This is a genomic window from Streptomyces sp. NPDC087787, assembly GCF_044743035.1.
Lineage (GTDB): Bacteria > Actinomycetota > Actinomycetes > Streptomycetales > Streptomycetaceae > Streptomyces.
The window spans coordinates 15,534-27,711 of record NZ_JBIUVQ010000027.1; the positions used below are offsets into that span (position 1 = coordinate 15,534).

Consider the following 12,178-nt stretch of genomic DNA (forward strand, 5'->3'; position numbering starts at 1 on the left):
CCCGAGGGGCCGGGCTCGCTGTCCTGTGCGGTCTTCCCGCGTCACTTCTTCACACGAACGGTCTTGGTGGACCTGGTTTCGAGTGTCATCTCGTCGGCCTCGTCGACCTTCGCTTTCAGTCGCACAGTACCCGTCGCGGCGTCGACCACGTCCACCACCTTCGCAAGGAGTTTCGCAGTATCCGCGTTCCCCGAAACACCGGCGAGCTGAACGGCCCGGCCCAGTTTGGCCGTTGCTCCATCGAAATCACCCGCCTTGCGAAGGTCCAGTCCCTGTTGGATGACCTGGGCCAGTTCGGCCTGCCCGGTGTAGTGGGCAACCTGCGGGTTGATCGAGGTGGAGGCGGTCATGTCGTCGGTCCACACGGCCCGTACCAGGCCCTGGGCCCCGAGGTTCTGCGCCGTCCCGTCCGGCGCGGGCACCACCAGGGAGACACGGGCGGCGAGCATCTCCCGCCCGATGCCGGCCGCGGGCACCTCCACACACAGGTGGTAGTCGCGGGACTCGTCGCCCCAGGAGCCGGTGGGGTAGTCCCCGGCGCGTGGGCCCGCCTCGGCCCGGCGGCCGGTCAACTCCTCCACGGCCGGAGCGACTTGCTTGACGAACTTGATCGTCGTGCCCACCGGCGCCCACACCCGCAGCCGGACGTCCGCGACCTCCTTGCCCATCGCCGTCTCCATCATCCGCGTGAAGTCGGCGGCCAGGCCCGCCGGGTCGGCGACGATGTCGGCGGTGCCGAGCAGCGCGGAGGCGATCTGTGTGACTTCTTTCACTTCCCAGTCGGTGCCCACACCCCGCGCGTCGCACGTGAAGCGTCCCGCGCACTCGTCGAGCGTCCGCTTCAGGTCCTCCGGGGACTCGTGCTCGTTGCGGCCGTCGGTGAGCAGGATGCCGTGCCGGATGGCGACGTCCGCCGAGGACAGCAGCCGGCCGGCCAGCCGCAGCCAGGTGCCGATGGCCGTGCCGCCGCCGGCGCTGAGCCTGCGCAGCGCCTGCTTGGCCTGGTCGCGGGTGGTCGCGTCGGCGACCGCGAGCCGGCCGCCGCCCGGATACACCTCCTTGGCCACGTGCGTGCCGCCGACCACCGCGAAGTGCACACCGTCGCGCAGGGTGTCGATCGCCGCCGCCGTGGCGTCCCGGGCGTTGCGCATCTTGGCCGGCGGGTAGTCCATCGAACCCGAGCAGTCGACCATGATCGCCACCGCGGCGGACGGCCCCTGCCCGGGCGTGTACAGGTGCGGTGCCGCGACCGCGCCGCCGATCGTGCCGCCGCCGGTCGCCGTGACCGTGACGATCGCGTTGACCTCCCGGCCGCCCTCCGGCAGGTACTCGTTCTGGTACACGTCCACCGAGAACTGCGGCACGCTGGACTTCGAGAAATTCGCCATGCTGTCCCAGATCCCCCTCTGGACCCCGTGAACGGGGACGACGACTGTGAACGGACCGGCCCCCGCCGGCCCTCGGAGCTGCGCCGCGCTGAGGGCCCGGCCGGGGTTTCCGTCACGCGTCCCGGCGTACGTCCCTCAGGCCGATCCTGCCCCCTGCGGCGCGGCCGGGAACGGCAGGACGGCCACTGTTACGTTGTCGTGGCCCCCGCCGTCGAGGGCGTGGCCGACCAGGACCCGGGCGCTGTGCAGCGGGCGCACGGCGGCGTCGAGGGGGACGGCGTCGGCCATCTCCCGTGCCGTCTCCGCGTAGTTCCACAGCCCGTCCGTGCACACCACGACCACTCCCGGCCGGTCCGGCTTGAACGACGCCGTGTGCGGCTCCAGTTCGTAGGCGTCCGCGCCGAGCCAGCCGGTGATCGCGTGGGCGCGCTCGTCGGCGTACGCCTCCGCCTCGGACATCAGGCCCGCCGAGACCATCTGCGCGGCCCACGAGTCGTCCTCGGTGAGCCGGGCCGCGGGCGCGCCGCGGTCCACCGGCACCCAGTAGGCGCGGCTGTCGCCGACCCAGCCGACGACCAGCAGTCCGGGGGTGACCACCGCGCCGACGAACGTGCAGGCCGGCGCGTTCTGATGGGCGGAGTGCCGGCCTTCTGGCGCGGGCTCCCCGGCGATCGCGTCGACCGCCTGCGCGGCGGCGACGATCGCGTCGTGCATGGCCTGCTGCGGGTGCGTGCCCCGGGGCAGCGCGGCCAGCAGCGACTCGCTCGCCGCTCGTGAGGCGGCCAGGGACGCTTCGTCGGGGCGGGTCGCGGAGGACACGCCGTCGCAGACGACCGCCGCGAGGGCGGGCGAGCCGTCGGGCAGCGCGGTGCGGCCGAGGGCGAAGGCGTCCTCGTTGCGGTGGTGGCGCAGACCGCGGTCGCTGACGGCGGCGATCGGGCCCGACTCCTGCTCCATGTGGTCGCGTTCGCGCGGCTGGGCGTGCCCGCAGTTCTCGCAGTAGCCGTCGCTGTCGACCCGGCCTGCCCGGCAGGCCACGCACACCGCGGTGCCCTCGTCCGGGGCGGCGGCGTCGGCGTCGGCGGGCACGCGCGGGTCCGGCGCCTGCAAGGGGTACTCGTCGGGCTCCGCGGGCCGGTCCAACCGCACACCGGAGGCGGGCTGCGGCTGCGGTTGCGCGTGTCCTTGCGGCTGTGGCTGTGGCTGCTGCGGCTGTCCCTGAACTGCGGCCTGTGCTGGGGCGGGCGGCTGCGGCTGTCGCGGAGGCTGGGCTGCCGGCTGCGGCTGCGGTCCGCCCGCCGCCTGTGCCTGGGGCTGGGCCGTGGTCTGTGTCCGAGGCTCGGGGTGGGGCTGCGCCTGCGGCTGGGACTGAACGGCCGCCTGGGGCCGGCGCGGCGACCCCTCCGCCGCGTGCGGCTGCGGCTGGACCGCCGCCCGGGCCTGGGCATGAGCCTGCGGCTGCGGTTGCCCCTGAGCTGCGGCCTGCGCTGGAGCCGGTGGCTGAGGCTGTCCCTGGACCGCGCCCTGCGCTGGAGCCTGCGGTTGCGGCAGGGCGGCCTGCCGCGGCTGTGCCTGTGGTACCGGTGCCGGCAGCGGGGAGCCGTTGGAGTCCGTGCCCGGCAGGTCCGTCGGCAGATGCAGCCGCGGTGGGGCCTCGGAGGCGTCCGGGTGCGGGGCGCGCGGCCATACGGCGTCGTCGGCACGCTCGCCGGGTCCGGCCGGGCGCGGCACACCACCGCGGTCCATGGTGAGCGTCGGCGTGTCGTTGGGTCCCGCGGCGGCCGCGGGCAGGGCGTACCCGCACGCGCCGCAGAAGCGGTCACCCGATTCGAGCGGCTCCGCGCAGCTCGGGCACTTCGGCAGCGCGGCCTGCTGGTGCATCTGCGACATCAACTACACCCACGTCCGGGGGCGGTAACGGTTGGCACGTTCCACCAGGTCGATCCTCTCCTCGCCACCGGGGGCCAGCCGGGCCAGCGTGCGGTACGAACGCTCCAGGCCGAAGCGGAGTCCCCGCTCGTCCAGGTCGCTGCCGAGCAGCACCCGCCGGGCGGCCGGGTCGGTGGCCCGGCCCCCGGAGAGTACCCAGTCCAGGGCGCAGCCGAGGACTTCCGCCGACAACAGCTCGCGCCGCGCCGGGTCGAGACCGTAGGCCTGAAGTGCCTCGACCTGCCCGGAGGCGGCCGTCAGATCGTCCAGGAACGGCGTGTCGGAGGCCGCCGCCGTACGGTGCCGCAGCCGTGCCCGCACGGCCGCCACACGCGCCGCCGTGTAGTGGATGGAGGAGCCCGGCACGGACTCCAGTGTCCGCACCGCGCCGCTCCGGTCGCCGCCGGCGAGCTGCACGCGGGCCAGCCCGAACGCGGCGCTGACCTGGCTCGGGTCGGTCGACCACACCAGGCGGTAGTACTCGGCGGCGTTGTCGAGCTGGCCGAGCACCTCGGCGCACAGGCCGAGCGCCAGCTTCGGCGCGACCTCGCCCGGGAAGGCGTCGTAGACCGCGTCGAAGGCGAGGGCCGCCTCCTCGTGGTCGCCGGTGACCAGGGAGGCCATGCCCTGGTACCAGACGACCCGCCAGTCGTCCGGGTGGCTCTGCTCCAGTTGGCGCAGGACCTCCAGCGCCGTGGCCGCCTCGCCGGTCTCCAGCCGGGCGCGGACCTGGCGCAGCCGGGTTTCCGCCGACGGGGTGGGCACCGCCGCGAGGGCGTACGCCAGTTCGCCGGGCGCGGACGTCAACAGGCCCGCGAGAAAACCCGCGTTCGGGTCACCCGGGTCGACGTGGGGGACCGGCAGGGCGAGCGCGGCGGCGGGCGCGTCAACGGGCTTGACGAGGGCCGGGTGGGCCGGAGCGTTCGGCGTGCCCGGGGCGCCGTGGCCGTTTCCGGCACCGGCCGTGAGGGCCGGGGCGGACCCGCGCGGGCGCGTCACCCGCGCCCCGAGGCGGGACACGTCACCGTCCAGCTTCGGGAACAGCTCCGTGTCCGTCACTCGCAGTTCCGGGCCGAACAGCGTCGAAAGGGCCGGCCGCGCCCGGCCGGTCTGCAAGGACACGACCTCCCGCAGCACACCCGTGAGCTGCTCGGCCATCTCCTGCGCCGAGGCGAACCGGCGGGCCGGGTCGGGATCGGTCGCGCGGACCAGCAGCCGGTAGAAGGACTCGTACTGGCGGAAGACCTCGATGTTGTCCGGGTCGGGCAGGGAGTCCGCGAAGACGTTCGTGTAGCCCTGGAAGTCGAAGGTGAGGACGGCGAGCGTACGGCCCACCGTGTACAGGTCGCTGGCCACCGACGGGCCGACCTCGGCGACCTCGGGCGCCTGGTAGCCGACCGTGCCGTAGATGGCCGACTCGTCGTCGTCCATCCGGCGCACCGCGCCCATGTCGATCAGCTTGAGCTGGTCCTCGGTCTGGATCGCGTTGTCGACCTTGAAGTCGCAGTACAGCAGGTTGCGGCTGTGCAGATGGCCGAGCGCCTCCAGGGCCTCGATGCCGTACGCGCAGGCCTGCTCCACCGGCAGCGGGTCGCGTCCGCCCTGCGAGGTGCGGCGGGAGTTGGCGATCTCCTTCAGAGACTTGCCGCCGACGTACTCCATCACGATGTAGCCGTCGAGGGAGCCGGTGCGCTGGTCGAGGTGCTCGACGAAGTTGTAGATCCGCACGATGTTGGCGTGCTCGATCTCCGCCAGGAACCGCCGCTCCGAGATCGCCGCCGCCATCGCGTCCTGGTCGCCCGTGTCCAGCAGGCCCTTGAGCACCACCCAGCGGTCGGCGACGGCCCGGTCCACGGCGAGGTAGATCCAGCCCAGGCCGCCGTGCGCCAGACAGCCCACGACCTCGTACTGGCCGTGGACGATGTCCCCGGCCCTCAGCTTGGGCACGAAGGAGTACGGGTGCCCGCACTTGGTGCAGAAGCCCTCCGTACGGCCCGGGCGGTCACCTCGCGCGCGACCGACAGGCGCCCCGCAGTCCGAGCGCGAGCAGAACCGCTTGCGCTCCGGCACCTCGGGGTTCTCCAGCACCATCGAACGCGGGTCGGGCCGCGGCACCTGCGGCACCTGCACCAGACCCGCGCCCAGCCGGCCGCGGCCCGAGGACCCCGTCGTGGAGCCGGAGCTGCGCACCGACACCGAGCGGCCGGTCGCCCTGCCCGACAGCGACCGCGACAGCCGCCCCGACACCGAGCGGCGGGACCGTGAGGAACCCGTCGACTGCGACGACGTACGGGAGCTGCCCGCCGAACCCCGGCTGCCCGCCGAACCCCGCGAGTCCCCGCCGCCGGTGACCCCGGTGGGCGGCGAACCCACCATGCCGGTCGGCGAGACCACCGGCGCGAGACCGCACGTGTCGCAGTACAGCTCGCCGCCGCCGACGTCCTCGTACGTGCCGCCGCAGTCCGGCCGCTGACAGGTCTGCCCCGCCTGACTCATGACTCCCCCTACCGTCCCTCGCGCCCGCCCGGCTCCGGCACCCGGGAGCCGCCGAGCAGCTCGGCCGCCGCCTGCTGATAGCGCAGCACGGCCTGTTCGGCCACCCGCAGGTCGCAGGGCGCGCTCCACAGCATGCGCCGCGCCGCGTCGTACCGCTCGACCAGCAGCGGGTCCTCCGCCAGACCGTGGCGGGCCACCTTCGCCTTGTACGCGTCCAGCCGTCCGCGCAGCTCGGCACGGACCGCCAGCGGAGCGGTGACCGCCGTCAACGACTCGCGGGCCCGCAGGAGTTCGTCCTCGGCCTTCTCCTCCAAAGACTCCAGGAGCGGCGACAGCCGGTGCCAGCGGGCCTGCCTGCGGTACTCGGCGGCCGTCGCCAGCTGCTCCTGGAGGGCGGTCGGCGGACCGCTGACCACCGGCACCTCCGTGGCGGCGATCTTCGCCAGCACCTCGCCGCGCGCGGCGCGCGCCTCGGCGAGCGTGCGGTCCGCGCGCGAGAGCACGTCCCGCAGTCTGATCAGCCGCTGCTCGGCGTCCTGCCGCACCCCGAGCACGGCCTCGATCTCCCGGCGCACCTCGTCGAGGGCCCGGGCCTGACGGTCGTACACCGTGGTGTCCGGCCGTCCGCCGCCCGGCGCCGAACTGCCCTGCGCGGGCACCCAGAAGGCGAGCGGATCGGAGATCACCTCGGCGCGCAGCCCGGTCAGCGTGTGCGTGACGCGGTCCAGGTCGTCGCCCGCCGGGTGCTCGCCGGGGCGGACGCCGACCGAGTGCGCGAGCCGGCGGGTGCGCTGGAGCTCCGCGGCCAGCAGATCGATCCGCGCGGGCAGCGCCGACCACACCGCGTCGGCGGCGACCACCATGTCAAGACCGGCCGCGTACAGCTCGTTCATTCGCTCGACCAGCGTGACCAGGGAGAAGCTCTGGCTGAGCCGGCCGGGACCGGGCGCGCCCGCGACGGCCGCGCCGGGGACGGTGACGGACTCGCCGCGCAGCAGCTCGGTCAGCTCCACCAGGTCCTCACGGCTGGACCAGCGGCGGCGGGCGCGGATCTCACGGGCGGTGCGCAGGGCGCCGCTGTAGGCGTCGAAGTACGCCCACAGCAGCGTGATCGACGCCTCCGTGGCCGCCCAGCGCTCCTTGGTGACGCCGGTCAGCTCGGCGCCCTCCAGGAGTCTGCGGCCCGCGTGGTCCTGGAGGGCGAGCAGCGAGGTCTCGATGGCCTCGTGCTCCGCGCCGAGCCGCGCCAGCGCACGGTCCACCTCGTCCCGGTCCATCACCGGCCCGGCGGGGTCCGTGGCGCCCATCGATCACCTCTCGCTGCTGTGTGTCGCCTGTGTGCTGTCGGGTTGTGCCGGTCCGTCGGTGCCGCACCGGCCGGTGACAGGTCACCGGTAGGCCGGCGTCGGCGCGGTGGCCGACGGTGAGTCCTTACCCAGCGTGGCGGACAGCCACCTCCCGTACGACGTCTTCCAGCCCCCGTCCTTGCGGTAGTTCTCCAGTGTCCGGTTGACCTGGCGGACCAGGTCCTCGGCGCCGAGGTTCATGGCCACACCGTAGAACTCCTTGGTGAAGGAGGCCCCCTTCAGCGCCACGGTGGGGTCCTGCGCGGCCTGGCTGGCGGCGAGTGCGCCGTCCGTCACCACCGCGTCCACCTCGCCGAGCTGGAGCCGCACCAGGCAGTCCAGCTGGTTGGGGACGGTGGTGGTGATGTCGGTGGTCGCGGGAAGCGTGCCGTCCTTGGTGTCGGCGGCCAGGTGGTCGTAGGCCGTGGAACCGGTCGCCGAGCAGACCTTCTTCCCGGCGAGTGAGCCGTCGTAGCCGGTGATGTCCGAGGTCTTGGGGGCCAGGACCTGCTGGCCGGTCAGGAAGTAGGGGGCGGAGAACGCCACTTGCCTCAGCCGGTCGCAGGTGATGGTCATGGTGCGCACCACCATGTCCACCCGGCCGCTGCGGATCGCGGGTATCCGCTCGTTGGTGGGGATGGCCTTGAACTGGACCTTGTCCGGGTCGCCGAGGATGTCCTCGGCGATGCGGTGCGCGAGGTCGATGTCGAAGCCCTCCAGCGCGCCGGAGCCGTTGTTCGGGTTGCGGTAGCCCCAGCGGTAGCTGTTCTGGTCGACGCCGACCGTCAGGTAGCCGCGCGAGCGGATGGCGCTCACCGTGCGGCCGCCCGCGCCGGACGGGGACGGGCTCAGGTTGTGGGCCTGGCTGTCCTGGCAGCCGTCCGCCTTGGACTGTGTGCCCCGCACGGCGTGTCGCCCGCCCAGGACGGGGTCGCCGGCGCCGTGTGGCTGGGTGCGGGGCAGCAGGAGGACGAACGCCAGCGCCAGGGCGCAGACGGCAGCCATCGCGCCGACACCGCCCCAGCCCTTCAGACCGGCCCGCAGTCGTCGTGCTCGCATCGCCACGCCCCCTTTCACCGGTACTCCGAAAGCCTGCGTCCGATGCCCAGGACCGCGCCCGCCGCGCCGAGCACCGCGAGCACGGCGGAGCCGGCGGGCAGGCCCGTCATGGCGGCCCGGCCGTCCCGCGCGGCCTGCCGGAACCTGCCCGTCTCATGGGTGAGCGCCGACGCGAGGGAGGCGTCGACGTTGTCGAAGCAGTCACCCGTGGACTGCGCCCGGTCCTCGGCGGTGGTGCCGATGACCCGGTCGCGTGCCTTCTGGTAGTCGCCCGAGTCGTTGGCCTGGCGGGCCAGTTCGTGCCGTTGCTTCCACACCTTCATCGACTCGTTCGCCGTGTCCACAGGCTTCCTGCCCCCGGGGTCCTCCGCGAGGGTGCCAGCCAGGTTCAGCGTCCTGGCGAGGGTGCCGAGCTCCTGGTCGTATGCCCAGTCGTAGGCGTCCATGACCGTGCCGTCCTTCAGCGTCCTCGTCTCCGCGCCGCGGCTGACCAGGGTGAGGTTCTCGTCGCTGCGGGCCTTGAGGGAGGCGATACGGGCGTCGTGCAGCACGTTCAGGGAGCGCACGCCGTGCGTGTAGGAGCCGTTGAGTCCCGCGCGCGCGACGCTGTGGCCTGTCACCAGCCACAGCAGGACGACGGCGGTGGCGGCGCTCGCGGTGACCAGGCCGTGGTTCAGCACCCGGTTCGTCCGCCGGTAGTTGCGCCGCTGGGCCCAGGCGAGGGCGGCCAGGGCGACGACGCCGAGGGCGATCGCAGCCCACGGGTACGGTGTCGCGTCCCCGTAGTCGGAGCGCAGCCGCTGGTTCTCCTTCTGGTACAGGTCCTCGGCCGCCGGGAGCATCTCGTTCTGCATGGTGTCGTTGGCGGCGCGCAGGTACGCGCCGCCGACCGGGAAGCCCTGGCGGTTGTTGGCACGGGCGGACTCCACCAGGCCCTTGTAGCGCGGCAGGAGCTGGTTCAGCTTGGTGATGGTGGCCGCGGAGGGGCTGCCGGGAGCGGAGTTGGCGGCGGCGGTGACCAGCTTGGCGGCGGCCGTGCGGATGTCGGACTCGTAGCGCTCGCGGGTGGCCGCCGTCTCCTGCAGACCGGCCAGATAGCCGCTGGTCGCCATGGTGTTGGCGTCGGCGAGCGAGCGGTAGATGTCGGCCGCGTCGGAGCTGAGCGGCTGGCTGCGGTGCAGGACGTCGTCGGCTGCCGTGGCACGGTCGGTGGTCTGCAGGGCGGTGACGGCGCCGAAGGCGACGACGAGGAGGGCGAGGACGGCGCCGATGACGCGGAGCCGGCCCGGCTCGGTGGTGGCGGCGGTGCGCAGGCGCTCGGCGCCCTCCGCGAAGGCGGTGCGGCGCGGGGGCGACGGGGGCCGGGCGGCGACGACGGGGGCAGCGCGCTGCGGCGGGACCGCCGGCAGCGTGGGCAGGCCCGGACCCGGCGGCGCCGGTCTGCTCGTCGGCGGTTGTGTCACTGCTGACCTCCCCCATGGCCATCCGTCGCCGCAAGTATCGCTGCCGTGACCGGTATCCGCACCGGTCTTCACCCGATCTCGGCCGAACCGTGTGCGCTCGTCCCGTACCACCCCTCGCCCATGTATACGCAGGGAGAATCAGTTCGGTTCCCCGCGCCTCCTACGCCTCCCGCGCCTCCCGCGTCTTCGCGGGAAACCACCGGCACCTCACCGTTCGAAGTGGGCCCGCACCCTCTCCAGAGCCGCCGCCGGTGCTTCCACGTGGTCCAGGCCCAGCAGGGCCGCGCCCAGGACCGGACGGGCCGTGACGACCCGCGGGACCGCCTTGGGGGCGCGGCCGGCGAGCAGGCCGCGGACGGCGTCGTCGAGCCGGGGGTGGCGGGCGGCGAGGACACTGCCGCCGAGGACGACCGGCGTCTCCTCGTCGAGCAGGCCGAGGCGGGCCAGCGCGACGGCCGCCATGGCCACCACCTCCTCGGCCTGGCGGTCGACGATCGTGCGGGCGACCGGATCGCCCTGGTCGGCAGTGGCGAACAGGACCGGGGCCAGCTCATGGCGGCGGAGATGGTCGACGTGCCCCAGGTGCAGCGCCTCGATGAGGGCGTACATGGAGTCGAGACCGAAGTGGGCGGGGAGGGTGCGGGACAGGGCGGTGGGCGCGCCGCGGCCGTCCTCCGCGCGGGCCGCGTACCACAGGGCCTCCTCCGCCAGGCCCCAGCCGCCGCCCCAGTCGCCGGAGACCCGGCCGAGCGCGGGGAAGCGGGCGGTGCGGCCGTCCGGGAGCATGCCGACGCAGTTGATGCCGGCGCCGCAGACCACCGCGACCCCGCGCGGTTCGGCCACGCCCGCGCGCAGGATCGCGAACGTGTCGTTGCGGACCTCCACCGTCGTGCCCCACGCGCGCGCGTGCAGCGCCGACGCCAACTGCTCCTCCTCCACGGGCAGATCGGCGTTGGCCAGGCACGCCGAGACATGGCCGGCGCCGGTGACGCCGGCCTGCGCGTACGCCCGCCGGACCGCTTCCTCCAGTGCGTCCACCGCGGTTCGGACGCCCACGGCGGGAGGCCGGAACCCGCCGCCGCGGGCCGTGGCGAGGACGTGCCCGTCGGCCGCCACCACCGCGACGTCGGTCTTGCTGTTGCCCGCGTCGATGGCGAGGACGCTTGCGGTCAGGCCCACGCGAGGTACTCCCGGTTGTGTGCGACGAGTTGGTCGGTGAGGGTCTCGGCGTAGGCGTACTGGCCGATCAGGGGGTGTGCGAGGAGGGCGCGGAAGACGCGGTCCCGGCCGCCGCGCAGGGCCGCCTCCAGGGCCAGGTCCTCGTACGCCGCCACATCGGCCATCAGGCCCGCGTACAGCGGGTCCACGACGGGGACGGGCAGGGGGGCCGCGCCCTTGGAGCCCACCGCCGCCTGCACCTCGATCACCGCGTCGTCCGGGAGGAAGGGGAGGGTGCCCTTGTTGTACGTGTTCACCACCTGGTACGGGTTGCCGCCTCCGCCCGCCCGTCGCCCGCCGCCACCCTCAGACGAGGGCCCTGCGGGCCCGCGGCCCTGGTTTCCCAGCAGGGCCGCCGCCAGGTCCACGGCCGCCTCCGAGTAGTAGGCGCCGCCGCGCCGGGCGAGCAGGGCGGGCTTCTCCACCAGGGTCGGATCGCCGTACATCGTCAGCAGTTCCCGCTCCATCGCGGCCACTTCGGCCGCGCGGGACGGCTTGGTGCGCAGTTCCTCCACGACCTCGTCGTGCGCGTAGTAGTAGCGCAGGTAGTAGGAGGGGACCACGCCCAGACGGTCCAGGAGCGGGCGGGGCAGGCGCAGGCCCCCGGCGATCGTCCCGCCGTGCTCGGCCAGCAGCCGGGGCAGTACGTCCTCGCCCTCCGGGCCGCCCAGCCGCACCGCCGTCTCCCAGGTGAGGTGGTTCAGGCCCACGTGGTCCAGGTGGATGTCGGCGGGCGCGAGGCCGAGCATCCCCGCGAACTTGCGCTGGAGGCCGATCGCCACGTTGCACAGGCCGACCGCCCGGTGGCCGGCCCGCAGCAGGGCGCGGGTGACGATGCCGACCGGGTTGGTGAAGTCGATGATCCAGGCGTCGGGGTTGGCGCGGCGGACCCGGTCGGCGATGTCCAGGACCACCGGGACCGTGCGCAGTGCCTTGGCCAGGCCGCCGGCGCCGGTGGTCTCCTGGCCGACGCAGCCGCACTCCAGGGGCCATGTCTCGTCCTGCTGCCGGGCCGCCTGGCCGCCGACGCGCAACTGGAGCAGTACCGCGTCGGCGCCGTCGACGGCCGCGTCCAGGTCGGAGGTGGTGACGACACGGCCCGGGTGGCCCTGGTGGGCGAAGATGCGGCGGGCCAGCCCGCCCACCAGCTCCAGGCGGTCCGCCGCCGGGTCCACCAGCACGAGTTCCTCGACGGGCAGGGTGTCCCGCAGACGCGCGAAACCGTCCACGAGTTCGGGGGTGTAGGTCGAGCCGCCGCCGACCACGGTGAGTTTCATGC

At 73.9% G+C, this 12,178-nt stretch carries 8 protein-coding genes; all 8 read right to left on the reverse strand.

Going from position 1 to position 12,178, the window contains the following annotated elements; all coding sequences use genetic code 11:
• Window positions 1-41: 41 nt before the first annotated feature.
• Window positions 42-1,388: a VWA domain-containing protein gene (locus ACIOWN_RS31415; protein WP_362347818.1), complete on the reverse strand. Its 1,347-nt coding sequence runs from the start codon at window positions 1,386-1,388 to the stop codon at window positions 42-44.
• 135 nt (window positions 1,389-1,523) lie between these two features.
• The gene (locus ACIOWN_RS31420; protein ID WP_401984065.1) at window positions 1,524-3,278 is read right to left on the reverse strand and encodes a protein phosphatase 2C domain-containing protein; all 1,755 of its coding nucleotides are present in this window, start codon (window positions 3,276-3,278) and stop codon (window positions 1,524-1,526) included.
• Window positions 3,279-3,281: 3 nt separating this feature from the next.
• Window positions 3,282-5,813: a tetratricopeptide repeat protein gene (locus ACIOWN_RS31425; RefSeq protein ID WP_401984066.1), complete on the reverse strand. Its 2,532-nt coding sequence runs from the start codon at window positions 5,811-5,813 to the stop codon at window positions 3,282-3,284.
• A gap of 8 nt (window positions 5,814-5,821) precedes the next feature.
• Window positions 5,822-7,120: a hypothetical protein gene (locus ACIOWN_RS31430; RefSeq protein WP_362347812.1), complete on the reverse strand. Its 1,299-nt coding sequence runs from the start codon at window positions 7,118-7,120 to the stop codon at window positions 5,822-5,824.
• A gap of 81 nt (window positions 7,121-7,201) precedes the next feature.
• The gene (locus ACIOWN_RS31435; RefSeq protein ID WP_362347810.1) at window positions 7,202-8,218 is read right to left on the reverse strand and encodes a glutamate ABC transporter substrate-binding protein; all 1,017 of its coding nucleotides are present in this window, start codon (window positions 8,216-8,218) and stop codon (window positions 7,202-7,204) included.
• 14 nt (window positions 8,219-8,232) lie between these two features.
• Complete coding sequence (locus ACIOWN_RS31440) at window positions 8,233-9,681, reverse strand: hypothetical protein (RefSeq protein WP_362347808.1); 1,449 nt, start codon at window positions 9,679-9,681, stop codon at window positions 8,233-8,235.
• 207 nt (window positions 9,682-9,888) lie between these two features.
• Window positions 9,889-10,860: a BadF/BadG/BcrA/BcrD ATPase family protein gene (locus ACIOWN_RS31445; protein ID WP_362347807.1), complete on the reverse strand. Its 972-nt coding sequence runs from the start codon at window positions 10,858-10,860 to the stop codon at window positions 9,889-9,891.
• Window positions 10,851-12,176 (reverse strand): 6-phospho-beta-glucosidase, encoded by a 1,326-nt coding sequence (locus ACIOWN_RS31450; protein ID WP_362347805.1) that lies wholly within the window; start codon window positions 12,174-12,176, stop codon window positions 10,851-10,853. Before ACIOWN_RS31450 ends, ACIOWN_RS31445 begins: the two co-directional genes overlap by 10 nt.
• Between the last annotated feature and the right edge of the window lie 2 nt (window positions 12,177-12,178).

What these genes read in the sequence shown, in the direction of transcription:
- ACIOWN_RS31415 (WP_362347818.1), bottom strand. Translation starts at nt 1,388, where the DNA reads ATGGCGAATTTCTCGAAGTCCAGCGTGCCGCAGTTCTCGGTGGACGTG.
- ACIOWN_RS31420 (WP_401984065.1), bottom strand. Translation starts at nt 3,278, where the DNA reads ATGTCGCAGATGCACCAGCAGGCCGCGCTGCCGAAGTGCCCGAGCTGC.
- ACIOWN_RS31425 (WP_401984066.1), bottom strand. Translation starts at nt 5,813, where the DNA reads ATGAGTCAGGCGGGGCAGACCTGTCAGCGGCCGGACTGCGGCGGCACG.
- ACIOWN_RS31430 (WP_362347812.1), bottom strand. Translation starts at nt 7,120, where the DNA reads ATGGGCGCCACGGACCCCGCCGGGCCGGTGATGGACCGGGACGAGGTG.
- ACIOWN_RS31435 (WP_362347810.1), bottom strand. Translation starts at nt 8,218, where the DNA reads ATGCGAGCACGACGACTGCGGGCCGGTCTGAAGGGCTGGGGCGGTGTC.
- ACIOWN_RS31450 (WP_362347805.1), bottom strand. Translation starts at nt 12,176, where the DNA reads ATGAAACTCACCGTGGTCGGCGGCGGCTCGACCTACACCCCCGAACTC.